The sequence below is a fragment of the Basfia succiniciproducens genome (genome assembly GCF_011455875.1).
GTDB classification, from domain to species: domain Bacteria; phylum Pseudomonadota; class Gammaproteobacteria; order Enterobacterales; family Pasteurellaceae; genus Basfia; species Basfia succiniciproducens.
The window spans coordinates 509,018-532,742 of sequence record NZ_CP015031.1 but is presented as its reverse complement, the minus strand read 5'-3'; the positions used below and the strand labels follow the sequence as shown (position 1 = coordinate 532,742).

The window sequence follows — 23,725 nt, the reverse complement described above, 5'->3', positions numbered from 1 at the left end:
ATTTTCATAAAACAGCGATTAACGTTGTTTAAAGAAACCGTCTAAAATCGAACCGATATCCTGCGCCAATTCATCATTTGTACTTGCCGTAGGCGTGCGGCTGGAACGAGTTTGAGTATTCAGCATTTGGCTTAATAAATCCTCTAATCCGCCCTGAGAACGTTGTTGTTCAGGTTGTGCGGATTGTTGTTGACCACCGCCTAACACACTGCTCAATACACCGCCGATTAAATCGTCTAAACCAAATCCGTTATCCTGCTGAACCTGTTGAGTCGCCTGAGTTAGGCTGTCTGTTCTCACCCCGCCTTCACGACCGTTCGGTGTAAGCATATCAATAATTTGCGGTAAAGCCTGGGATAAAATATCCTGCGCTTGTGATGCAGGCACCCCTGCCTGACGGGCAACACTAGAAATAGTATCTTCGCCAAACACTTCGGAGACTTGGTTTGCCTGCATCGGTTGGTTTCTGCCGGTACCAATCCAGGACTCCAATAAATTATCCAAACCGCCTTGCTGCAATTTATTGAAAATACCTTCCATACCTCCCTGGGATTGCAATAATGAACCTAACACATTGCTGATCAGCGATGAATTTGATGAATTATTAGTTGAATTACCACCCAATGCGTTACTAATTACCGCACCAATGATTTTATCTAACATAGTCTGTTCCTTAAAAATTTGATAAAATAGCTCTTACTTTCTCAAGATCTTCTGCGGTATCGACGCCAACAGCCGGAATTTCTTTCGCTAACTCCACGTGAATTTTTTCCCCGTACCAAAGCACTCTAAGCTGTTCCAGGCTTTCGATTTGCTCTAAGGCGCTCGGTTTCCATTGCACATATTGCTTAATAAAGCCCGCGCGATATGCATAAATACCGATATGACGTAAATAATGATCCGCCAAGTCTAATTCTTCCTGCTTTAACTCGCCGGAGTTGAGCCTTGCAAAGGCGTCTCTATTCCAGGGAATCGGCGCTCGGGAGAAATATAACACATAGCCGTCTTTATCGGTCAGCACTTTGACGGCGTTAGGGTTAAAAAGTTCCGCCGATTCATGAATTTTCACTGCCAAACTTGCCATATTTACTTTAAATTTACATAAATTTTCAGCAACTTGCGAAACGATAACCGGCGGAATCAAAGGTTCGTCGCCCTGAATATTCACAATAATTTCATCATCGGGAATATTAAGCGTTTCCACTACCTCGGCTAAACGTTCGGTGCCGGAATTGTGTTTTGCCGAAGTCATACATACTTCGCCGCCAAACTGTTCGACGGCTTGCTTTACTTCTTCATTATCGGTCGCCACAACTACTCTTGTCGCCCCCGATAACCGCGCTTTTTCCAACACATGAATAATCATGGGTTTGCCGGCAATATCCGCTAAGGGCTTACCCGGTAAACGGCTTGAAGCAAAACGAGCCGGAATAATTACAGTAAAATTTGTCATGTTATATCCTTAGGATCTTCCGCTAAAGAAACGGCTTCTTCAATTAATAAAACGGGAATGCCTTGAACGATCGGAAACGCAATATGCTCAAAACGGCAAATCAAACGCTCATTTTCTTTATCTAATTGCAACCGCCCCTGACATCTGGGACAGGCGATAATTTCAAGCAATCTACTGTCCATTTTTTACCCTTTCTACAATATTTTCAATAAAATTGACCGCACTTTGACCGGTTATTTTTGCCTCAACAGGCACATACCACCAATTTTCCCGGGCAAAGGGAAAACATTTCACCGCATCTTTTTCCGTCATAAAGTGCGGTTCGTTTTTTGAAAATTTTGCGAATAATTCCGCACTGAATTTTTGATGATCCTGAAATTCATAAGTTTGTTTTAATTGAATACCAAAGCCCTGTAACATAGTAAAAAAACGTTGAGGATTACCAATCCCGGCAAAGGCCGAGCCGGATTCAAACTCTGTCAATAAACGTTTTTCTTTTGTCACTAAATTAACCGCGTAGTCGGCGGCTAAAGTCATCACCGTTTGACTGTATCGGTTAGCTTTACCGTTGGCAATCACTAAATCTACGGAATCCAAACGGCTCGGTAATTCCCGCAAAGGCCCGGCGGGCATAACAAAGCCGTTGCCGAAACCTCTCTGCGCATCCACAACTACAATTTCAAAATCCCGCTGTAATTTGTAGTGCTGCAAACCGTCATCGCTGACAATCACATCGCAGGGCTGAGTTTGTAATAACAATTCTATTGCCTGTTGCCGGTTTGCCGAAATACATACCGGTACCTGAGTTCTTTGCGCGATCAATACCGGCTCGTCACCGCCTTCCAGCGGATCGGTTTTTTCCGTGACTAATAAAGGATAAACCGCCGATTGGCTGCCATAACCGCGGGAAATCACGCCCACGCGTAAACCCTTTTGCTGCAAAGCTTTCACCAGCCAAATAACCACCGGTGTTTTACCGTTGCCGCCGACGGATAAATTACCCACAATCACTATGGGAACCGGTGCACGATAGGATTTTATGATACCGGCTTGAAAAAGCCAACGACGACATTGGCTCACCAGCCAAAAAAGACAAGAAAAAGGGAGTAACAGATAAGCAATCCAAGATTTAGTATACCAAAATTTCATCTTCAACATCCCGGTATGGAGGGCGCCAGCCCGTTAAAATGGGGATAAGGACATAAAAAAATATAGGCTCTAAACCACCGATAAATCCTAAAAGTCCTTAAATTTGAGCCCTGTTACAGGAGAATTTATCCCGCTGTTTATAACAATTAATTACTATTGGTGGGATAAATCCCACCCTACGTTGATATGATTTTATTAATAAAAAACACGGCTCTATTTATTAAAAATCAACAAAAAACGACCGCACTTTTTTTATTATAAATGACGGCAACTAGCCGTTAAACTGCATTTTATGCAGCTGTTTATAAGCACCGTTCAATGCCAGTAATTCTTCATGGCTACCGCGCTCACAGATCTCGCCGTGATCAATAACCAGAATTTCATCCGCTTTTTCAATCGTAGAAAGGCGATGTGCAATAACAAGTACCGTGCGGTCTTTTTGCAGTTCTTCCAACGCCGCCTGAATAGCCCGTTCGGATTCCGTATCCAATGCGGATGTGGCTTCGTCAAGAATCAGCACCGGCGAATCGCGCAATAAGGCGCGGGCGATAGCTAAACGCTGGCGTTGACCGCCCGATAAACTCGCACCGTTTTCGCCGATTACGGTATCCAAGCCGTTTTCTAAAGGCTCAATAAACTCCATTGCATGCGCCGCTTTTGCCGCCGCAATGATTTGTTCCCGGCTGTATTTGTCTTTCGCCGCATAAGCAATGTTATTGGCAATGGTATCGTTGAATAAATGCACCTGTTGTGAAACCACGGAACAATGGGTACGCAAATTAGATAAGGTATAATCCTGCACGTTAACGCCATCCAGCAAAATTTCGCCCTGATTGATATCGTAAAAACGGGTCACTAAATTAGCAATAGTGGATTTTCCCGAACCGGAACGCCCCACTAAAGCAAAGGTTTTACCGTGAGGAATGTCAAAAGACAGATGTTTTAGCGCCGGTTGATCTTTACCCTGATAAGTAAAACTCACATCTTTGAAGCTCACGTCGCCTTTCACCCGCTCCGCTTCATATTTACCCTTATCTTTCTCGGTATCAAGGTCCAGAATATCAAACAGGGTTTGGCAGGCCGCCATACCGCGTTGGAATTGAGAGTTCACATTGGTAAGGGATTTTAACGGGCGCAACATCGCCAGCATGGAAGAAAACACAACAGTAAACGAGCCGGCACTCAGATTTTGACTCATAATACTTGGGATGGTAGCCAAATAAAGCACCGCCGATAACGCCAATGAAGCAATAATTTGTACAATCGGATCCGAAATAGCATCGGCAACCACCATTTTCATGCCTTTACGGCGCATATCGTTACTGACTTCGTTAAAACGTTGTTCTTCAATTTGCTGACCACCGAACGAAAGCACAACTTTATGTCCTTTCAGCATTTGTTCCGCCGTCGCCGTTAATTCGCCCATTGAGTTCTGCATATTTTTACTCAAGCGACGGAAAATTTTAGACACCAAACGAATCAGCACCGCGATAACCGGGCCGATAATGAAAAGCACTACGGAAAGCTGCCAGCTTGTGGCAATCATTACCGCTAACAACGAAATAATATAAGCGCCTTCACGCACAATGGTTACCAGCGCGTTTGACGATGAGTTCGCCACTTGTTCGCTGTCGTAAGTGATACGGGAAAGCAAGCGCCCTGTGGAGTTTTGATCAAAAAAACTCACCGGCATATACATCAAATGTTTGAATAACCGGCGACGCATGGTCATCACCACTTTGCCCGAGACCCAGGCTAAGCAATAACTTGAAATAAAACTGGTGATACCGCGGATAAAAATAAAGACGATGACTAACACCGCCATCAATTTCAAAAAAGAGGTATCCGCTTTACCAAAACCGTCATCAAGTAAGGGTTTTAACAGATAAATTAAGCCCGAATCGGTCAACGCGTTTAACACTAACGCGGCGGCGGCCGCAATTAAACCGATTTTAAAAGGCGCGATAGTCGGCCATAGGCGCTTAAAGGTTTGGCTTGTTGACAGATCGTTTTCTTGCAGTTTTTGCATAAATGTATATCTTCTCAAAAAAATAATTGGCGCATTGTAACCTATATTGTAATAGGATCCAAATATCAATCCCGCTCGCCGCCTACAATCTGCCGAAACCAAGGCTGATAATTGCTTCTTGCGGTTTTCACCTCAATTTTATTCGGATAAAACTCGAATGAAATCTGTCCCGAAAATGCCGTATTATAGACCGCACTTTTATGCCGTTTCAGCCGTTGTGTCACAACCGGATGAGGAAAACCCCATTGATTCCAACGTCCGGCTGAAATCAGGGCGAAATCCGGCTTGATTTGTTTTATCAGCGCTTCACCCGTGGATGTTTTGCTGCCGTGGTGCCCCACCTGCAAGACGTTCACTTTGCCCAAATGCGCTACAAACTGCTGTTCCGCCGCCAAATCCGCATCGCCGGTTAACAGCAATTTGTATTGTCCGTCATCAATTAATAATACGCAAGAATCCGTATTATTCGCTCGCTCTGCAATTTTAGCCGGTGCAAGCACCTGAAAATTCAGCCCATGCCATTGCCAATTCAGCCCTTGCTTGCAAAAAGTGCGGTCGAAATTGAAGGAATTTTGCTCGGTTTTCTCATAATTTACCATCGAAGGCTGTAAAATATTAATACTGGGATAAGCTTGCAAAATATCGGCAATTCCGCCCGAATGATCATTATCATCATGGCTCAAGATGACCTTTTCTAATATCAACCCTTGTCGCTGCAAATACGGAATAATTTCCGACTGCGCCATGCTACCGCTTTTCCAGCCGGCTCCGGTGTCGTACAAGACGGCGCGTCCGTCTTTTACAATCAGATTCGCCAGCCCCTGCCCCACATCTAAAGTCTCGAAGCGCCAATCCGGTTGCCGCCATTGCTGATAAAGCCAAAGCATCGCGCCTGAAGCTAAAAAGAGCGCCGCAACGGAAACTAAATATTTTCTTAAAACCGGTGATAAAGTGCGGTCGCTTTTCAGTGAAATTTTTTTAGTTTTGAATTGCGTTAATAATTCATTTTTTTCCGGAATTTGTTTTTTCAACGGATAAATAAAATGCACTACGGTTAACAATAACAAGCATAACAGACAACAAATCAACCACGAAGTTTGGTTGCTTACCCCAATCCAATAATCCTGAAAATAACTTAATAAATGCGTAAACCATTGCGCCAGCCAATCCGCAATCAGCCAGCTTTCCCAGGCGCCGTTGGAAAACAGGGCAAATAAAATAACGGGTACCAATAAAAAGCTGAATAACGGCACAATAATTAAATTCGCCCAAAAGCCCGCTAAAGAAATCCCTTGAAAAGTCATTAGCTGCATCGGGCTAAACAGGCAAAACAAACCTAATTGCAAATGAATCAACCCGAATAACCAGGCGAACTTTCCGTCTGTCACGGATTTGCCTTTCCACTCAAGTAAATTTAACGGAAAAATCTGATACCACAAAATCAGGCTAAAAACCGCGCAAACCGACAGCCAAAAGCTATTTGATAGCACCATTAACGGATCAAATATAAACAGTACGCCGATAACGCGCAAAAATAACTGCCATACATTGCAATAACCGCGTAACAACTTAAGCAAGCTGACAATAACCAACGCGATTAAGGCTCGTAATGTAGGAATGGCAAAGCCCGCAAGTCCCGCATAAACGGCGGCGAATACCAGCCCGCTCAACATCGGGAAATAAGGCGAAATATAGCGGGTCGGCAAGCAAAACTGAATCAATCTGGCCACTCCCGTGCCCAGCAACATCGCCAAGCCAATATGTAATCCGGATATGGCAATCAGATGAGCGGTGTTGGTTTTCCGGTAAATCTGCCACACATCTTCCTGCAACCAAGCCCGCTCGCCAAAAGCAAGTGCCATTAATAGTCCCTGCTGCCGAAGGTGTTCAGTCTGCGCGAGATAATGATTAAATAATTGTTGGCGTAATGATAAATCTTCCGAAATTTTGACCGCACTTTTTACCTTCGCCCAAGCGGTAATTCCTTGGGCGTAATACCATTTCTGTTTATCAAAACCACCGTAATTCAAACGGGAAGAAACGGCTCTCAAATGCAACTCGCCCCGCCATTTTTCCCCCGTTTTAACCGCTTGATCCGCTTGCCAGTTTACATAAATACGCTGAGGTTTGAATTCCGGCGCTAATTGCGCTTTAACAATAATATTCCGATAATCCCGCTGATAAAGGATTTCATCAATAACAAAATCCGTTTGCACCTTTGCCGGTAGATATTTCACTCCGTCCGCCGCCCGAAATAGCGACAAAGCCTGGAAATGAATATAAAAAACGGCAATCAACCCACAAAATAAATAATAAAAGCCGCGCCATAACCGTCGGTATTTGAACCAATAAATAAAAGCCGCAATGACAAGCGGAAAAAGAAAATGTAAAAATAGCGGAAAATCCAATAAAAAAGATTCGGGCAACACCAGTAAACATAACGTATTGACAATAAAACAAAATAAAAATAAGTCCAATTTCATCAAATTTTATCTTCCAACGAATCATCAATATGAATCGGAAGACATTAAAATAAAGCCGTTTTTGCACCAAGCTACATTGATTATTTTTGTGTTCCAGCTCACATAAAGAAAATAAATTCGTTAAAATTTACATCAGTTCAGGTAAATTTATTTGCCAAATGGCAAAAGTTCTGCTATTTATATCGCCTTTCAAAATACCCGAACAAAATTTAGAGGTATTGTGTTAGGGGCTGTTTATCTTTTATAACTATAACCGGTTGCGTTGTGCCTAAAATAGCCACAGGCTAGGTGTAAAGCGCGGTGAATAGCAGTCCTATTAACAAGTTTTACAACAACGCATGTGGCTATTTTAGGCACAACCCGAAGGGACGAGCTTATTTTTCGCCGACTCTGCGTTGAAAATCGTTTGTTTATCTTTTATAAACAGACCCTATATTCAATTTTCCTGAACTATTTGCCGAATGTTGATTTTTCCTGAATCTCGGTTCTGCGCAGTTTAGATTAAATGGATGATTTATATTAGGAGATCAATATGACTACAAACACAAATAAAGCGTCCTTAAGCCTTTTAGCTTTAGCCGGTGTGGAGCCTTACAAAGAAAAAGCAGGCGAAGAATATATGAATGAAGCGCAACTGCTTCACTTTAAAAAAATCTTAGAAGCCTGGCGCAATCAAATTATCCAAGAAACCACTCGTACTGTGAGTCATATGCAAGACGAAGCGGCTAATTTCCCGGATCCTGCCGATCGTGCGACACAAGAAGAAGAATTCAGCTTGGAATTACGTACCCGTGATCGCGAACGTAAACTAATGAAAAAAATCGAAAGCACGTTAAAAAAATTAGAAACCGAAGATTTCGGTTATTGCGATTCCTGCGGTGTTGAAATCGGTATCCGCCGTTTAGAAGCCCGTCCGACCGCAGACCTTTGCATTGATTGCAAAACTCTTGCGGAAGTGCGTGAAAAACAAATGGGCTATTAAATTTTCACATTGCTGTATATTTTAAGCACATATCCCCCTGTTTCGGGGGATATAGGTATTGAAGGAAATGGACATTTTAGTATAATTATTTCCTTTTTTCAGATAGCTTTCATCATTAAAGGCGAAAGCTTTTTCTCATTTTAGATACCTAAACGAGGCGAATTATTTTCACTTACATAAAAAACCTGTTTACTAAAAAATCTAAAAAACAGGCAACAGAATCAAGCAACATAAAAAAAACCGCTCGAGCGGAAACCAAACTCGAACGGCCTCACGCTCATCATACAAAAACACCGAATAAAAAATCCCATAAAACACACCGCACTTTAAATAAATTTGCCATCAGAGCCAATCTGTTAGGCATTAATCCGCGAATGATCAGCAAAAATGCGCTGTCCGTGGTGGAAAAATTAAACCGTAACGGTTATGAGGCTTATGTAGTCGGCGGTTGTTTGCGCGATTTATTATTGGATAAAAAACCCAAAGATTTTGATGTGGCAACCAATGCACGCCCGGATCAGATTCAGGCAATTTTTCAGCGTCAATGCCGCTTGGTAGGGCGCCGTTTCCGTCTGGCTCATATTATGTTTGGCCGAGATATTATTGAAGTAGCGACATTCCGGGCGAACCATAGCGATATTGAAAATGAAAACGCTTCAAAACAAAGTGAAGAAGGTATGTTGCTGCGCGACAATGTTTACGGCACCTTAGAACAGGATGCCGAGCGCCGGGATTTCACCGTTAATGCTCTTTATTACAGCCCGAAAGATAATTTAGTTTATGATTACTTTAACGGAATAGAGGATCTCAAAGCGGGTAAGTTGCGTCTTATCGGCGACCCGGTTACCCGTTATCAGGAAGATCCCGTGCGTATGTTACGATCCATTCGTTTCATGGCTAAATTAGATATGTTCTTGGACAAATCGAGTGCCCCTCATATTCGTAAACTCGCCCATTTGTTAAAAAACATTCCGCCGGCGCGTCTATTCGACGAAAGTTTAAAATTATTGCAATCCGGGCAAGGGGTAAAAACCTATAATCTGTTACGTGAATACCACTTATTCGAGCAGCTTTTCCCTTCGCTAATGCCTTATTTCACCGAACGCGGCGACAGTTTTGCGGAGCGAATGATCCTCGCTGCGCTAACTTCTACCGATGAACGGATCGCCGACAAACTCCGGGTGAATCCTGCGTTTTTATTCGCCGCATTTTTTTGGTATCCGCTGCGTGAAAAAGTGGAAATTCTCAAAAATGAAGGCGGATTAAATAACCATGACGCTTATGCCTTAGCAAACAATGAAATTTTAGATTTGTTCTGTAAAAACTTAGCGGCTCCCCGTCGTCATACGGCAACTATTCGGGATATTTGGTTTTTACAGTTGCAACTACTAAAACGTAACGGCAAAGCGCCGGAACGTACCATGGAACATAATAAATTCCGCGCCGCCTTTGATTTATTGGCGATGCGCGCCGAAATTGAGGGCGGTGAAGCCATTGAGCTTTCGGCCTGGTGGCATGAATATCAACTAAGTACCGATGAGCAACGCTCGGCATTGGTAAAAGAACAGGATAAACAACATCCTCAAGGCAAGAAAAAATTCTATCGTCCCCGCCGGCGTAAACCCAAAGTTAAAACGGCAACTAACCCATAATTATAATGAAAACCGTTTATATCGCCCTTGGCAGTAATTTGAATACGCCTATAGAACAGCTGAATTCAGCATTAACCGCACTTAACAAGTTGCCTCAAACATCATTAAGTGCGGTAAGCTCATTTTATCAAAGCAAACCGTTAGGCCCGCAGGATCAACCCGATTATGTAAATGCCGTCGCCTGTATTCACACCGAACTTGCACCTTTAGAATTGCTGGATTATTTGCAACAAATTGAAAACGAACAAGGGCGCGTGCGTTTACGCCGTTGGGGCGAGCGCACTCTGGATTTGGACATTCTGCTTTACGACGATTTAGTGATAAAATCGGAACGTTTAACCCTTCCCCATTATGATATGACCAACCGGGAATTTGTGATTATTCCTCTGTATGAAATCGCCCCGAATTTGATCCTGCCGCAAGGAATTGCGATAGCTGAACTGGCTAAAAACTTTGCAAATCATGATATGAAGATTTGCTACAAACCTTAAAAATTTATAGGCGCCCTGTTTGGCGCCCTCTATTTTCAAAAATCCTACATTTTTGACCGCACTTTTATTAGTTCCGGTTGTCAGTCCGAATCCTATTCCAACCCGCTGCGAATTTTCGGTTCAAAGGTATCGTAATCCACCAGAAAAGCGTCGTGCCCGTAATCGGAAGGAAATTCGTAATAATCCAGCGGAACCCCCGCCTGCTCCAATAAAGTTTTGCTTTTATGCAAATCCGTTAATTTGAATAGTTGATCGTTGGTTACCGCCACTAAAGTATAATGCGCCTTAATACGCGACAACGCTTCTTTGATATTATCAAAGCCGATACTCGGGTCATAAATATCTAAAGCCCGTAATAAATGCAGATAGCTGTTTGCATCAAAACGGCCTAAAAATTTCTGCCCCTGATAACTTAAATAAGATTCAACCTGAAAGTAATCGCCCCAGTAATGCCCTTCGTTTTTGGTGGCGCGACCAAAAGCTTTTGCCAACTGCAGATCCGTACGGTAAGTCAACATACCGAGCATTCTGGCGATAGATAATCCGTTTTCAGGGGGCTCACCCTCATAATAATCGCCGTTATTAAAATTAGGATCATTAATAATCGCTTGCCGCATTACATGATTGAAACCGATAGCCTCCGCACTGAAAGTCAGTGATGAGCAGAGATTAACGACTTTATCCACAAAATCAGGATAATAAATCGCCCATTGGGTCGCCTGCATCCCCCCGAATGATCCGCCGATTACCGCATGCAAATGAGGAATATTTAAATGAGAAATAAGTGCTTTTTGAAGGCGGACGATATCTTGAACGGTAACTTTGGGAAATTGGCTGCCGTAGGGTTTATTGGTTTTCGGATTAATCGAAGCCGGCCCGGTTGTGCCTTTGCAGCCGCCTAATACGTTTGAGCAAATAAAAAAATAACGGGAAGTGTCCAAAGCCAATCCTTCGCCCATAAAGCTTTGCCACCAGCCTCCGGCTTGATTTTCCGCCGGTGATAAATAAGGTTCCGCATCACCGGTCAACGCATGACAAATTAATACCGCATTGCTTTTATCTTCATTCAATGTACCGTAAGTTTGGTAAGCGACATCTATTTGCCCGAGCTGCCCGCCAAAAATCAGGTCTAAGGGTTGTTCCGTAAAAAGGGTTACTTGCTGTGCTGACATTGAAGAATCCATTAATTATTTAATACTCAATCCGTCTTTGCAGATTTTGTTATAAGCTATCCTTATCTCAAAATATTGTCAAGAAATTTTAGACGTCTAAACGGCTAAAATTATATTGCGAGAAATTTACACTTGAACTTACCGCAGTTTTTAATTAATCTCTAGGTCAGTATTAACCCGTAATGTGAGATGTAAAATGCAAGGATGTAAGAAAATACAATCAAAAATTGTATCATTTCTGGCTAAATCTTCATTAAAACGTCTTGTTCAAACCTGTGCAATTCTTGCCGGTATCGCTATCGTTTCGTTAGCAACGTTAGATCAGATGATCGGTTATTCCGTGCGTAACGATATTTATACGGATATAACCAAGGTTCCTCACCGCCCTTACGGCGTTCTGCTCGGTACGGCAAAATATTTTGCGCGAAATACGCCGAATCTGTTTTATGTAAACCGTCTTAATGCGGCGGAAGCGCTGTTTAAATCGGCAAAAATAGATTACTTGCTCTTAAGCGGCGATAATCGTACTTTGCAATATAACGAACCCCGAACCATGTTCAAAGATCTGCGTAAAAAAGGAATCGGCGAAGAATTCTTATATATGGATTTTGCCGGGTTTCGCACGCTGGATTCAATTATCCGCGCCAAAGAAATATTTAATGCCACTCCTATGGTGATCATCACTCAGCGCTTTCATTGCGAACGCGCCTTATTTATCGCTAAGTTCCATCATATTGATGCCATTTGTTTTGCCGCCGAGTATCCGAAAGATTATCCGTTCGTCCGGTTTAGAGAGGTTTTCGCCCGTCTGTTAATGCTATGGGAACTTTTCATCGAAAAAGAACCGCACTTTTTAGGTACGCCCGAACCCTTGCCGCCAGCCTTACCGAATTATTAAATAAAACCCGATTTAGGGATAAAAAAAGCAAGTAAAATCTGTTATATTCTGCAGGTTGAAATTTTTATTGTCCTTGCTTTGCAAAAACAGGATAATAACGCGCTTACTCAAACGAATTACACCAATATGACAGACTATATATTATTAATTATTAGTACTGCGCTCATTAATAACTTTGTCCTGGTTAAATTTTTAGGGCTTTGTCCGTTCATGGGCGTTTCCAAAAAAGTCGAAACTGCAATCGGCATGGGGCTTGCTACAACCTTTGTATTAACGGTTGCCTCACTTTGTACCTATCTTGCGGACAGTTATATTCTTGCACCGTTAAACGCATCTTTCTTGCGCACGTTAGTCTTTATTTTGGTTATTGCGGTCGTAGTACAATTTACTGAAATGGTAATCAACAAAACCAGTCCGACGCTCTATCGTTTGTTAGGTATTTTTCTTCCGCTTATTACCACAAACTGTGCCGTATTAGGGGTTGCGCTGCTTAATATTAATTTAGCTCATAATTTAACCGAGTCTGTCATTTATGGTTTTGGCGCCTCATTAGGTTTTGCTCTGGTCCTTGTTCTTTTCGCCTCTTTACGCGAACGCCTGGCGGCAGCAGATGTACCGGCGCCTTTTAAAGGCGCGTCTATCGCATTAGTTACCGCCGGCTTGATGTCCTTGGCTTTCATGGGCTTTACCGGGCTTATTCGGGTTTAAAGTGAGTACGGATTATGACAACGATCTATTACATTCTTATTGCGGTTGCAGTACTCGCCCTTATTTTCGGCATTATTCTTGGTTTTGCGTCCGTTAAATTAAAAGTGGAAGCGGATCCTATCGTAGATAAAATTGATGCAATTTTGCCCCAAAGCCAATGTGGTCAATGCGGTTATCCCGGCTGCCGTCCTTATGCTGAGGCTATTGCCAACGGAGATATCATTACCAAATGCGTTCCCGGCGGGCAGCCGACGGTAATAAAAATTGCCGAATTACTGGGTGTGGATGCGCCTGATGCCGAATTTACCGAAGACAATACGCCTAAAGTCGCCTTTATTCATGAAGATATGTGTATCGGCTGTACGAAATGTATCCAAGCGTGCCCGGTCGATGCCATTATAGGTACCAATAAATCTCTGCATACCGTTATCCCGGATCTCTGTACCGGCTGCGAACTTTGCGTTGCGCCTTGCCCGACCGACTGCATTAAAATGATAAAAGTTGAAAAAAACATTGATAACTGGGATTGGAAAGTAAACCCGGATTTAGTCATTCCCGTGATGAATACAACCGACGGTGAGAAAAAATTAGTGGTGGGGAAATAACGCATGACCGATGTTTTAGCAAGATTCAATTCCGGTAAGCTTTGGGATTTTGACGGCGGTATTCATCCGCCGGAAATGAAATCCCAATCTAACCAAACTCCCATTACAAAAGCGCCCTTAGCGGAGGATTTTTATATTCCCGTCAAACAGCACGCGGGCGACGCCGGTAATCTATTGGTGAAAGAAGGCGATTATGTGTTAAAAGGTCAGCCCCTGACCCAAGGCGACGGCTTACGAATGTTGCCCGTTCATGCGCCCACATCGGGCACGGTAATAGCGATTGCCCCTCATATTGCGGCGCATCCTTCCGGTTTATCGGAGCTTGCCGTGCATATTCATGCCGACGGCAAAGACCAATGGCGGGAACAAAATCCTATTGATGATTTCCTTAGTCAAAGTGCGGAACAATTAATCGAAAAAATTTACCAGGCCGGCATTGCCGGACTTGGCGGTGCGGTATTCCCGACTGCAGCGAAAATTGATTCCGCCCAAAAGAAAGTAAAATTACTCATTATTAACGGTGCCGAATGCGAACCCTATATCACTTGTGATGACCGTCTAATGCGGGATAATCCTGATGAAATTATCGAAGGTATTCGCATTCTCCGCTATATTTTGCGCCCGGAAAAAGTGGTAATTGCCATCGAAGACAACAAGCCTGAAGCGGTGCAATCAATAAAAAACGCATTACAGGGTGCAAACGATATTGAAATCCGCGTTATTCCGACCAAATATCCTTCCGGTGCGGCAAAACAATTAATCCAAATACTCACCGGCATGGAAGTACCTGCCGGACAACGTTCTTCCAGTATAGGCGTGCTAATGCAAAACGTCGGTACCGCATTTGCGATTAAGCGGGCGATAATTAATGACGAACCTTTAATTGAGCGCGTAGTCACCTTAACCGGCGATAAAATCCCCAATAAAGGAAACCAATGGGTACGTTTTGGTACGCCGATTTCCTTTCTATTAAAAAATGTCGGTTATCAGTATGATGAACGCTTACCGGTGTTTTTAGGCGGCCCGATGATGGGATTAACGCTTCCCAACCTTGATGCGCCTATTACAAAACTGGGGAACTGCATTCTTGCACCGGATCACTTTGAATACGATCCGCAGGCGCGAGAACAATCCTGTATCCGTTGTTCCGCCTGCTCCGATGCCTGCCCGGTGCATCTTATGCCGCAACAGCTTTATTGGTATGCACGTTCGGAAGATCACGAAAAATCCGAAGAATACAGCCTGAAAGATTGTATTGAATGCGGTTTATGTGCTTACGTCTGCCCTAGCCATATCCCGTTAATTCAATATTTCCGTCAGGAAAAAGCAAAAATTTGGGAAATCAAAGATAAAGCGAAAAAAGCTGAAGAAGCTAAACTACGGTTTGAAGCAAAACAGCGCCGCCTTGAACGGGAAGAACAGGCGCGTAAATTGCGTTCCCAACGTGCGGCGGAAGCCCGTCGGGAGGAATTAGCCAACCAGAAAGGCGTTGATCCGGTAAAAGCTGCGCTCGAACGTTTAAAACAAAAACAAGCGGCAATAACGGAAAAACCGAAAATTTCCGCCTTGAAAACCGTTGTGAATGAAAAAGGCGAAGTATTACCGGATAATTCGGAAGTCATGGCACTACGCAAAGCCCGTCGTTTAGCCCGCCAACAGGCGATTAGCACTGAAAATTCCGTCTTAACTCAGGTTGATTCCGGCACGCAATCGGATAATTCCGACGTACAAAAAAATCCGGAAAATTCGACCGCACTTGACGGGAAAAAAGCCGCCATTGCTGCTGCTCTTGCCCGCGCTAAAGCGAAAAAGGCGGCGCAAAATAACACTGAATCCGTAAGCGATAATGTAACGGCGGTAAAAAATGCGGTGCAAAATGCCGAAATTTCCGCACCGTCGGACAGCGCCGAAAAAACCGAAACGGATCCGAAAAAAGCGGCAATCGCCGCCGCTATCGCCCGCGCCAAAGCGAAAAAGCTGGCGCAACAACAATCAAATAAAACAGAATAATTAAGGTGCTATCTCTATGTTTAAAATAGCAAGTTCTCCCCACAGCCATTCAGGAAAACTGACAGCTCGGATTATGCTGTGGGTAATTTTGGCTATGCTACCTGCCGTTTTTGCGCAGCTTTATTACTTTGGGTTCGGCGTTTTATTTCAAATAACGATCGCCGTTGTTTTTGCCCTTTGCCTTGAGTTTTTACTGACTATTTTGCGCAAAAAACCGAAGTTATTCTATATTTCGGATTTCAGTGTCACCTTAACGGCGTTAATTCTTGCCGTTGCCATTCCGCCTTATGCGCCTTATTGGATCATTTTAATCGGTATCTTCTGCGCCGTTATTTTAGGCAAACATGTTTACGGCGGATTGGGACAAAATCCGTTCAACCCTGCGATGGTCGGTTATGTGGTATTGCTCGTCTCGTTCCCGATGCAAATGACCACCTGGCTTGCGCCCGTGCAATTGCTGCATGAACCGCCGACTTTCATTGACGCTTACCACTTAATTTTTAGCGGCGGTACAACGGACGGTTTCAGTCTTCATCAATTAACCGCCTCCATTGACGGCATGAGTTCAGCCACGCCGTTGGATGCGGTAAAAACGGGGTTAAAAGCAAATCGGAGCCTGGCTGAAATTAATCGCTCTCCTCTATTTACTCAATCGCCTTTAGCCGGTTTAGGTTGGTTCCAAGTTAATTTGGCGTTTTTACTGGGCGGCTTGTTTTTGGTATGGAAACGCATTATTCATTGGCAAATTCCCACCGCACTTTTAATAACCGTTTGTCTTTTCTCTTTATGCAGTTGGTTATTTTCCGATAATATGCCGTCACCTTTATGGCAATTATTCAGCGGTGCCACAATGTTTTGCGCTTTTTTTATCGCAACGGATCCGGTCACGGCCTCAATCACCCCAAAAGGCAAACTGGTTTTTGGCGTGTTGGTCGGCTTACTGCTTTGTTTAATCCGGTTTTACGGCGGTTATCCCGACGGTGCGGCGTTTGCCATTTTACTTGCCAATATTTGCGTGCCGTTGATAGATCAATACACGCGCCCGCGGGTAACCGGTTATGATCTTAGAGGGAAAAATTAATGGGTGTAGGTCAAACTTCTGTAAAATATGGCGCGATATTAGGTATTGTCGCTTTAATCTGTACGATTATTTCCACGGCGTTATATTTTTTGACTAAAGATAAAATTGAAGCGGAAATCCTTAAACAACAACAAGAATTGTTAGCTCAGGTGATTCCGGCAAATTACTACGATAACGATGTAACGGCAACCTGTAAAACTACGGAATCCCGCGAAATTGAGAAAATTTGCACCGCACTTTTAACTGGCAAAGTAAGCGCTTATGCAGTTGAAGCCACTGCGCCCGACGGTTATTCCGGCGCGATTCGTTTGCTTATGGGGATCACGCCGGAAGGTGAAGTTTTAGGCGTTCGCGTTTTGGCGCATAAAGAAACCCCCGGATTAGGCGACAAAATTGAAACGAGAGTTTCCCACTGGATTCTGAGCTTTAATCATCAAAAAATCAGTGAAGATAATTTACAGGATTGGGCGGTAAAAAAAGACGGCGGTAAATTTGATCAATTTGCCGGCGCGACCATCACTCCCAGAGCGGTGGTAAATCAGGTAAAACGAAGCGCATTAGCCGTATTAAAAAATGAACAAAACAACCGGTAGATATCTATTTGCCGGGCAAAAATGATGTGAATAATTATGGAAAAAGAACAATCAATTTGGCACGACCTGCTTTCTCAAGGGCTATGGCGAAATAACCCCGCCATCGTACAGTTGCTTGGGCTCTGCCCTTTGCTTGCGGTCTCAAACTCGGCAACCAACGCTCTTGGTTTGGGCTTTGCGACCCTTTTGGTGCTTACCTGCACTAATACTATGGTGTCTTTATTTCGTAAACAAATCCCCCACGAGATCCGTATCCCCATTTACGTGATGATTATTGCCACTACCGTAACGGCGGTGCAATTATTGATGAACGCCTACACTTACAGCCTTTATCAATCGCTGGGGATTTTTATTCCATTAATCGTCACCAACTGTATTGTGATCGGCAGAGCGGAAGCCTTTGCCTCTAAAAATTCAGTACTGCATTCCGCTTTCGACGGATTCGCCATGGGATTAGGCATGACATTAAGCCTTTTCCTGTTGGGCGCATTACGTGAAGTACTTGGTAATGGCACGCTGTTTGACGGTATTCATTTGCTGTTAGGCGATTGGGCAAAACCTCTGCGTATTGAGTTTTTCCATAACGACAGTAATTTGTTACTGCCAATTCTGCCGCCGGGCGCATTCTTAGGCTTAGCCGTTATTCTTGCATTAAAAAATGTTATTGAGAACCGTACAAAATGAATAAACAAACGCGTATCGAAATATTAACCCGACTGCGGGATAACAATCCGCAGCCAACCACAGAATTAACATACAATTCGCCCTTTGAATTGTTGATTGCAGTGATTTTATCCGCACAAGCTACGGATAAAGGAGTCAATAAAGCCACTGAAAAGCTATTTCCTATCGCTAATACGCCGGAAGCGATTCTTGCCTTGGGTGTCGAAGGTTTGAAAGAATATATAAAAACTATCGGTCTATATAATGCCAAGGCGGAAAATATTATCAAAACCTGTCGCGATTTAATTGAAAAACATCAAAGCCAAGTACCGGAAGATCGTGCGGCGCTAGAAGCCTTGGCAGGTGTGGGAAGAAAAACGGCAAATGTCGTGTTAAATACGGCATTTGGACATCCGACTATTGCGGTTGATACCCATATTTTCCGGGTATCGAACCGAACCGGATTCGCGCCGGGCAAAGATGTGGTCAAAGTAGAAGAAAAATTAAATAAAGTCGTGCCAAACGAATTCAAAGTGGACGTTCATCATTGGTTGATTCTGCTCGGTCGTTATACCTGTATCGCCCGTAAACCAAGATGCGGTTCCTGCATTATTGAAGATCTATGCGAATACAAAGATAAAACGGATCTTTAAACTAAATCCGCGTAATAATCATATATTTTTATTCAACAAAGCGCGTATTTTTTTGTATTTTTTCCAACAACGAGCGGAAACCTTTCGTTTTATCTATAAAAAAACACTGAAATAAGCTAAAATCACCGCCTTTCAACATTTTTTATATTTCTAGCCAAATTTACATGAATAATAACGGTAATAACATGACAACAAAAACTGAACGACAAACCTGGTCCAGTAAGATTACCTACATAATGACCGTTGCCGGTGCAACCGTAGGTTTCGGGGCGACCTGGCGTTTTCCTTATTTAGTCGGCGAAAACGGCGGCGGCGCTTATGTACTGCTTTTCTGCCTTGCAATGATTCTTATCGGAATTCCGATGATTTTAGTAGAAAATGTCATCGGCCGCCGCCTGCGTGTTAATTCAATCGACGCATTCGGCGACAAATTACAGGACAACAATATTTCCGGCGGCTGGAAAATCATAGGTTATATGGGGCTGTTGGGCGCTTTCGGTATCATGGCATATTACATGGTACTTGGCGGCTGGGTGATGAACTACATCATCAGCCTGATTAGCGGAATCCTGGATATTTCAACACCGATCACCAAAGAAACCGCAAAAGAATTCTATGATTTCAGTATCGGCAACAGCCCGTTACATATTGCTCTTTACACCTTTATCTTTGTTATCATTAACTACATTATTTTAGCCAAAGGGATTATCGGCGGAATAGAACGCGCGGTTAAATTTCTAATGCCGTTACTGTTCGTTTTCCTTATCGGTATGGTGATTCGTAACGTAACCTTACCAGGCGCTATGGACGGGATTATTTATTATCTCAAACCCGATTTTTCTAAAATCACGCCTAAATTATTCATTATGGTGTTAGGTCAGGTATTTTTTGCCTTAAGTTTGGGCTTCGGGGTTTTAATTACTCTTTCAAGTTATTTGAGTAAAGAAGAAAATCTCATTCAAACCGCCGTTATTACCGGCTTTACTAACACTATTATCGCAATTCTTGCAGGCTTTATGATTTTTCCGTCACTATTTAGTTTCGGTATTGAGCCTAATGCAGGCCCAACTTTAGTGTTCCAGAGTCTGCCGATTGTCTTTTCTCATTTATGGAGCGGCACATTCTTTGCCATTGTATTTTTTTCATTATTACTGATTGCCGCACTAACTACTTCTATTACAATCTATGAAGTAATTATCACCGCATTGCAAGAAAAATTAAAAATGCGCCGTAGCAAAGCAATTTTACTGACTCTCGGCGGGATTTTCCTGTTAGGTAACATCCCTTCCATTTTAGGTGACAACCTTTGGAAAGATTTTCGCCCTTTTGATAAAAGTATTTTTGACGCCTTCGATTTCATCAGCGGCAATATTTTATTTTTATTAACCGCGCTTGGTTGTGCCGTTTTTGTAGGCTTCGTATTAAAAGACAAAGCAAAAGCCGAACTCTCGCCTACGCCGGATTCATTATTTACAACAGTCTGGTTTAATTACGTGAAGTTTGTGGTTCCGCTCATTATTATCGTTATTTTTGTAAGTAACATTATCTAAAAAAAACATGAAAGGCATGAATTTAATCATGCCTTTTCTTTCATAGATATTCCTAAAATTCCGAAAAATTTGACCGCACTTTTCAAAAAATGTCATTGAAGAATTGTAAATGGTGGGATAAGTTTCATCTACCTGTTAAAAAGCCTGAATTTTCATTGCTCAGGCTTCATTCATACTTTATTTGGTTAATATTTTCTACGTATAAATAACCCGATAAACAAACCGAAAAATGCGCCGATTGCAGAACCTATTCCGGCCCAATATATGCGGTTAGGCGAGGATATTTCCGCCTGTCCCGGTTTCTGAATAAAATGATAACTCACTAGTTGATCATCTAAGGGTTTGACGGACTGCATCATTGATAGCATAGATTTCCATTTTTGCCGCTCCGTATCCGCAACGTTAAGATTTGCTGCACTATTTACCTGGTCAAACAGAGTTTTCCATTTTACGATTAGTTCGCCATAAATATTCTTTCTGTTAGCCAGCCCAGTGTAATCAATATATTCAGTGAGCAATTCTCTAGCGCGTTTCGGATTGTCTAATTCAAGGCTTAGCTGCGTTGTTGCGGCATTTGTATCAAGCAGTTTTATCTCCCGGGATAATTGATCAAGCAATTGACTGTCATGCTGAGAATCATCCGTTAGTTTCTGTTTGTAATAATCGGTATTCTCCCAGAAAACCTTAGCGTGTTCATAAGACCCAGCTAACTGTTTGAAGCGATTAAATATATCTCCGGTCGGATCCTGATTGGCTTTCTCATTATTCAGCAATTGATAAGTCGAATACAGAGAATAATAATTTCCTAATTCCGTTAGTGCCGGTTTTTCGAGAGATGACTGTACAGTCCACAAATTTTTCGCTAAATAACTGGAACCATAACCTGCCGCTCCGCCGATACACGCCGACAACAGGATACAACTAAGCGTCTTAAGTACCGAACCTTGCTTTTTTGCTATTCGTTCAGACATATTTAATCCTTATTAAATCAATGATAACTATGAGTGTTTACGACGTTGTGCCCGACGTTTCATACGGCGGATAAGTCGCGTCACTTTCCACGCTTTAGTAATGGAATATAAGTAAAGGAAAAACAATACAATAAATAAAATGAACATAATCCATTCATTAATGTAATACACTTCGCCTAAAATCCCAAACCCTGCGCAAAGCGCAGCAAAGAAGGTAATAACTAAAAGCGCCTGGCGAGAAGTCAACCCTGCTCGTACCATTAAATGATGCACATGCAAACGATCCGGTTTGAACGGGCTTTTCCCTTTGCGTAAACGGCGATAAATCACAGCGATCATATCTATAATCGGAATTGCGATAACCCACAATGCGGTAACCGGATTCATCGGATGGCCTTTGCCTTGAGTGCTGAGCAAAAGAATCCAAATCATCGTAAAACCGATTAATGTACTTCCGCTGTCACCCATAAAAATTTTCCGTTCTTTACCAAATATCGTTAAATTGAACATGACATAAGGAATCAGCGCAATAATTAACGCAAAACACCATACGGCGAGATCAAATTGATTATCCATTAACATCAAAATACCGATTGCGGCGAAACTCACGCTTGATAAGCCGCCGAGCAACCCATCGATACCGTCAATCATATTAAAAGCATTAATTACCGCAATAGTGGCAAAAACCGTAATTACAAAGCCAATAGGACCTAAGGTAACCTGAAACGGTCCGATAATTTGACCGAGATGCTCTAAAGATAAATGACCGACATAGATCATTAACACCGCGAGCACAGCCTGAATACCGGCGCGTAACGCGGCACTTATGTCGAAACGGTCATCCAGTAAACCGATGACCAAAAGCACCAACACACAGAATAAATAGAGATAAGGTAATCTGGTAGAATCCCATTGTAAAAGATAAAAACACAGATTCCCCATAAACAAAGAAATGCCGCCAAGCAATGGAATTGCGCCCTGATGGCGTTTACGATAATTCGGTTTGTCAACCAGCCCGACCTTAAGCGCAACAGGCTTAATAACAAGAATGGTGAGAAACGAAACAATAAATGTAAGAATTAAACTAAGCCACAACATCGGATAGATACCTTTTTAAATGAGCTTAAAAAAATAACAATATGAGGTTCAACAGGATAGCACAAAGCCAATTTACTACATAAATATTTTTATAAAAAAGGAAAAATTTGTTAAATTTGCAGTACAATAGTGGCATTTTTATCCTTACAGCCAATTGATTAGGAAGATTTTTATGACTGATTCCAATACACTTTTTTCTCGCGCGCAACAAGTAATTCCCGGCGGCGTAAACTCGCCCGTTCGGGCGTTTAAAGGCGTAGGCGGCACGCCGGTGTTTATTCAAAAAGCCAAAGGCGCTTATATTTGGGACACCGACGATAAACAATATGTGGATTACGTAGGTTCCTGGGGGCCTATGATTTTAGGTCATAATCACCCCGCTATTTTAAGTGCGGTCATAAAAACCGCGGAAAACGGATTAAGCTTTGGTGCACCGACTCCAATCGAAATTGATCTTGCCGAGTTAGTGTGTAAATTAATTCCGTCTATGGAAATGGTTCGTATGGTAAGTTCCGGTACCGAAGCTACCATGTCGGCAATTCGTCTTGCCCGCGGCTATACCAACCGAGACAAAATCATCAAATTCGAAGGCTGCTATCACGGACATGCAGATTCCTTATTAGTGAAAGCGGGTTCCGGTGCATTAACTCTGGGTCAACCGAATTCGCCCGGTGTGCCTGCCGATTTTGCCAAACATACTCTAACTTGCACTTATAATGATCTTGAGTCCGTAAAACAGGCTTTTGAACAATATCCGCAGGATATCGCCTGTATCATCGTAGAACCTGTCGCCGGCAATATGAATTGCGTGCCGCCGCAAAACAACTTTCTGCAAGGTTTACGCGAACTTTGCAATCAATACGGCGCGGTATTTATTATTGACGAAGTAATGACGGGTTTCCGCGTTGCTCTCGGCGGAGCGCAATCCTATTATAATGTAGAACCGGATTTAACCTGTTTAGGTAAAGTAATCGGCGGCGGTATGCCGGTAGGCGCATTCGGCGGTAAAAAAGAAATTATGCAATTTATCGCACCCACAGGCCCCGTTTACCAAGCGGGTACCTTATCCGGCAACCCGATTGCCATGGCGGCGGGGCTCGCTTGTTTAACCGAATTACAAAAAGCCGGCAATCAGGAACGTTTGACACAACTGACGGAAAAACTCGCTCTTGGTTTGAAAGCCTTGGCGGACAAGCATCATGTTCCGTTCACCGTCAATTATGTAGGTGGCATGTTTGGTCTATTCTTCACGGATAAAGCTCAGGTGACCTGTTATCAGGATGTCATGGCATGCGACACGGAAAAATTTAAAGTATTTTTCCATAAAATGTTGGACGAAGGCGTTTATCTTGCGCCGTCCGCATTTGAAGCGGGATTTATGTCGCTGGCGCATACGGATGCGGATATCGACCGCACCTTAACGGCGGCGGATAAGGCTTTTGCCGCATTAGCTTAATATCCGATAAAAAGTGCGGTCGTTTTTA

The 23,725-nt window shown here is 42.9% G+C and carries 22 protein-coding genes; 13 read left to right on the top strand and 9 right to left on the bottom strand.

Features of this window, described 5'->3' with window-relative positions; translation table 11 throughout:
• Positions 1-18: 18 nt before the first annotated feature.
• The 6 genes from A4G13_RS02435 to A4G13_RS02410 all read right to left on the bottom strand — a co-directional run bounded on the left by A4G13_RS02435 (position 19) and on the right by A4G13_RS02410 (position 7,114).
• Positions 19-663 carry a YidB family protein gene (locus tag A4G13_RS02435; protein WP_090654589.1) on the bottom strand — a complete coding sequence of 215 codons (645 nt, stop codon included), beginning with the start codon at positions 661-663 and terminating at the stop codon, positions 19-21.
• A 10-nt stretch (positions 664-673) separates the two neighbouring features.
• Positions 674-1,453, bottom strand: a complete 780-nt coding sequence (gene kdsB / locus A4G13_RS02430; protein WP_090654588.1) for a 3-deoxy-manno-octulosonate cytidylyltransferase — start codon at positions 1,451-1,453, stop codon at positions 674-676.
• Positions 1,450-1,635 (bottom strand): Trm112 family protein, encoded by a 186-nt coding sequence (locus tag A4G13_RS02425; RefSeq protein ID WP_090654586.1) that lies wholly within the window; start codon positions 1,633-1,635, stop codon positions 1,450-1,452. Before A4G13_RS02425 ends, kdsB begins: the two co-directional genes overlap by 4 nt.
• Positions 1,625-2,602, bottom strand: coding sequence for a tetraacyldisaccharide 4'-kinase (lpxK, locus tag A4G13_RS02420; RefSeq protein ID WP_090654584.1), 978 nt, complete (start codon positions 2,600-2,602; stop codon positions 1,625-1,627). Before lpxK ends, A4G13_RS02425 begins: the two co-directional genes overlap by 11 nt.
• Positions 2,603-2,873: 271 nt before the next feature.
• The gene (msbA, locus tag A4G13_RS02415; RefSeq protein WP_041640174.1) at positions 2,874-4,622 is read right to left on the bottom strand and encodes a lipid A ABC transporter ATP-binding protein/permease MsbA; all 1,749 of its coding nucleotides are present in this window, start codon (positions 4,620-4,622) and stop codon (positions 2,874-2,876) included.
• A 74-nt stretch (positions 4,623-4,696) separates the two neighbouring features.
• Positions 4,697-7,114, bottom strand: a complete 2,418-nt coding sequence (locus A4G13_RS02410; RefSeq protein ID WP_165898044.1) for a DNA internalization-related competence protein ComEC/Rec2 — start codon at positions 7,112-7,114, stop codon at positions 4,697-4,699.
• A 532-nt stretch (positions 7,115-7,646) separates the two neighbouring features.
• Here A4G13_RS02410 and dksA point away from each other — a divergent pair.
• From dksA to folK, 3 genes are all read left to right on the top strand, one after another.
• Complete coding sequence (gene dksA, locus A4G13_RS02405) at positions 7,647-8,096, top strand: RNA polymerase-binding protein DksA (protein ID WP_011200104.1); 450 nt, start codon at positions 7,647-7,649, stop codon at positions 8,094-8,096.
• A gap of 341 nt (positions 8,097-8,437) precedes the next feature.
• Complete coding sequence (pcnB, locus tag A4G13_RS02400) at positions 8,438-9,748, top strand: polynucleotide adenylyltransferase PcnB (RefSeq protein ID WP_243739750.1); 1,311 nt, start codon at positions 8,438-8,440, stop codon at positions 9,746-9,748.
• A 5-nt stretch (positions 9,749-9,753) separates the two neighbouring features.
• On the top strand, positions 9,754-10,239 hold the full coding sequence (gene folK, locus A4G13_RS02395) for a 2-amino-4-hydroxy-6-hydroxymethyldihydropteridine diphosphokinase (RefSeq protein ID WP_090654575.1): 486 nt from the start codon (positions 9,754-9,756) through the stop codon (positions 10,237-10,239).
• Positions 10,240-10,331: 92 nt separating this feature from the next.
• On the opposite strand, the gene metX is transcribed toward folK, so the two are convergent.
• The gene (gene metX, locus A4G13_RS02390; RefSeq protein ID WP_090654572.1) at positions 10,332-11,411 is read right to left on the bottom strand and encodes a homoserine O-acetyltransferase MetX; all 1,080 of its coding nucleotides are present in this window, start codon (positions 11,409-11,411) and stop codon (positions 10,332-10,334) included.
• A gap of 196 nt (positions 11,412-11,607) precedes the next feature.
• Here metX and A4G13_RS02385 point away from each other — a divergent pair, with 196 nt between their 5' ends.
• From A4G13_RS02385 to A4G13_RS02345, 9 genes are all read left to right on the top strand, one after another.
• Positions 11,608-12,309 (top strand): SanA/YdcF family protein, encoded by a 702-nt coding sequence (locus A4G13_RS02385; RefSeq protein ID WP_041639666.1) that lies wholly within the window; start codon positions 11,608-11,610, stop codon positions 12,307-12,309.
• Between the two features lie 126 nt (positions 12,310-12,435).
• Entirely contained in the window at positions 12,436-13,017 is a 582-nt protein-coding gene (gene rsxA / locus A4G13_RS02380; RefSeq protein ID WP_090654570.1) for an electron transport complex subunit RsxA, read from the top strand.
• Between the two features lie 14 nt (positions 13,018-13,031).
• Entirely contained in the window at positions 13,032-13,622 is a 591-nt protein-coding gene (gene rsxB / locus A4G13_RS02375; protein WP_090654568.1) for an electron transport complex subunit RsxB, read from the top strand.
• 3 nt (positions 13,623-13,625) lie between these two features.
• Complete coding sequence (gene rsxC / locus A4G13_RS02370) at positions 13,626-15,632, top strand: electron transport complex subunit RsxC (RefSeq protein ID WP_090654566.1); 2,007 nt, start codon at positions 13,626-13,628, stop codon at positions 15,630-15,632.
• 16 nt (positions 15,633-15,648) lie between these two features.
• Entirely contained in the window at positions 15,649-16,713 is a 1,065-nt protein-coding gene (rsxD, locus tag A4G13_RS02365) for an electron transport complex subunit RsxD (RefSeq protein WP_090654564.1), read from the top strand.
• Positions 16,713-17,306 carry an electron transport complex subunit RsxG gene (rsxG, locus tag A4G13_RS02360; RefSeq protein WP_011200095.1) on the top strand — a complete coding sequence of 198 codons (594 nt, stop codon included), beginning with the start codon at positions 16,713-16,715 and terminating at the stop codon, positions 17,304-17,306. Before rsxD ends, rsxG begins: the two co-directional genes overlap by 1 nt.
• A 36-nt stretch (positions 17,307-17,342) precedes the next feature.
• Positions 17,343-17,990: an electron transport complex subunit E gene (locus A4G13_RS02355; RefSeq protein ID WP_090654562.1), complete on the top strand. Its 648-nt coding sequence runs from the start codon at positions 17,343-17,345 to the stop codon at positions 17,988-17,990.
• Positions 17,987-18,622 carry an endonuclease III gene (gene nth / locus A4G13_RS02350; RefSeq protein WP_090654559.1) on the top strand — a complete coding sequence of 212 codons (636 nt, stop codon included), beginning with the start codon at positions 17,987-17,989 and terminating at the stop codon, positions 18,620-18,622. Before A4G13_RS02355 ends, nth begins: the two co-directional genes overlap by 4 nt.
• A 185-nt stretch (positions 18,623-18,807) precedes the next feature.
• Positions 18,808-20,172, top strand: a complete 1,365-nt coding sequence (locus A4G13_RS02345) for a sodium-dependent transporter (protein WP_090654638.1) — start codon at positions 18,808-18,810, stop codon at positions 20,170-20,172.
• A gap of 185 nt (positions 20,173-20,357) precedes the next feature.
• On the opposite strand, the gene A4G13_RS02340 is transcribed toward A4G13_RS02345, so the two are convergent.
• Positions 20,358-21,143, bottom strand: a complete 786-nt coding sequence (locus A4G13_RS02340) for a chain-length determining protein (protein WP_090654557.1) — start codon at positions 21,141-21,143, stop codon at positions 20,358-20,360.
• 27 nt (positions 21,144-21,170) lie between these two features.
• Positions 21,171-22,238, bottom strand: coding sequence for a UDP-N-acetylglucosamine--undecaprenyl-phosphate N-acetylglucosaminephosphotransferase (wecA, locus tag A4G13_RS02335; RefSeq protein WP_041640170.1), 1,068 nt, complete (start codon positions 22,236-22,238; stop codon positions 21,171-21,173).
• 175 nt (positions 22,239-22,413) lie between these two features.
• Between wecA and hemL the strand changes: the two genes are divergently transcribed.
• Positions 22,414-23,697 (top strand): glutamate-1-semialdehyde 2,1-aminomutase, encoded by a 1,284-nt coding sequence (gene hemL, locus A4G13_RS02330; protein WP_090654556.1) that lies wholly within the window; start codon positions 22,414-22,416, stop codon positions 23,695-23,697.
• The last annotated feature ends 28 nt before the right edge of the window (positions 23,698-23,725 follow it).

Bases quoted from the DNA above. Each gene is read 5' to 3' on its own strand.
- A4G13_RS02435 (WP_090654589.1), bottom strand. From the start codon at position 663: ATGTTAGATAAAATCATTGGTGCGGTAATTAGTAACGCATTGGGTGGT.
- kdsB (WP_090654588.1), bottom strand. From the start codon at position 1,453: ATGACAAATTTTACTGTAATTATTCCGGCTCGTTTTGCTTCAAGCCGT.
- A4G13_RS02425 (WP_090654586.1), bottom strand. From the start codon at position 1,635: ATGGACAGTAGATTGCTTGAAATTATCGCCTGTCCCAGATGTCAGGGG.
- lpxK (WP_090654584.1), bottom strand. From the start codon at position 2,602: ATGAAATTTTGGTATACTAAATCTTGGATTGCTTATCTGTTACTCCCT.
- A4G13_RS02410 (WP_165898044.1), bottom strand. From the start codon at position 7,114: ATGAAATTGGACTTATTTTTATTTTGTTTTATTGTCAATACGTTATGT.
- dksA (WP_011200104.1), top strand. From the start codon at position 7,647: ATGACTACAAACACAAATAAAGCGTCCTTAAGCCTTTTAGCTTTAGCC.
- folK (WP_090654575.1), top strand. From the start codon at position 9,754: ATGAAAACCGTTTATATCGCCCTTGGCAGTAATTTGAATACGCCTATA.
- metX (WP_090654572.1), bottom strand. From the start codon at position 11,411: ATGTCAGCACAGCAAGTAACCCTTTTTACGGAACAACCCTTAGACCTG.
- A4G13_RS02385 (WP_041639666.1), top strand. From the start codon at position 11,608: ATGCAAGGATGTAAGAAAATACAATCAAAAATTGTATCATTTCTGGCT.
- rsxA (WP_090654570.1), top strand. From the start codon at position 12,436: ATGACAGACTATATATTATTAATTATTAGTACTGCGCTCATTAATAAC.
- rsxB (WP_090654568.1), top strand. From the start codon at position 13,032: ATGACAACGATCTATTACATTCTTATTGCGGTTGCAGTACTCGCCCTT.
- rsxC (WP_090654566.1), top strand. From the start codon at position 13,626: ATGACCGATGTTTTAGCAAGATTCAATTCCGGTAAGCTTTGGGATTTT.
- rsxD (WP_090654564.1), top strand. From the start codon at position 15,649: ATGTTTAAAATAGCAAGTTCTCCCCACAGCCATTCAGGAAAACTGACA.
- rsxG (WP_011200095.1), top strand. From the start codon at position 16,713: ATGGGTGTAGGTCAAACTTCTGTAAAATATGGCGCGATATTAGGTATT.
- A4G13_RS02355 (WP_090654562.1), top strand. From the start codon at position 17,343: ATGGAAAAAGAACAATCAATTTGGCACGACCTGCTTTCTCAAGGGCTA.
- nth (WP_090654559.1), top strand. From the start codon at position 17,987: ATGAATAAACAAACGCGTATCGAAATATTAACCCGACTGCGGGATAAC.
- A4G13_RS02345 (WP_090654638.1), top strand. From the start codon at position 18,808: ATGACAACAAAAACTGAACGACAAACCTGGTCCAGTAAGATTACCTAC.
- A4G13_RS02340 (WP_090654557.1), bottom strand. From the start codon at position 21,143: ATGTCTGAACGAATAGCAAAAAAGCAAGGTTCGGTACTTAAGACGCTT.
- hemL (WP_090654556.1), top strand. From the start codon at position 22,414: ATGACTGATTCCAATACACTTTTTTCTCGCGCGCAACAAGTAATTCCC.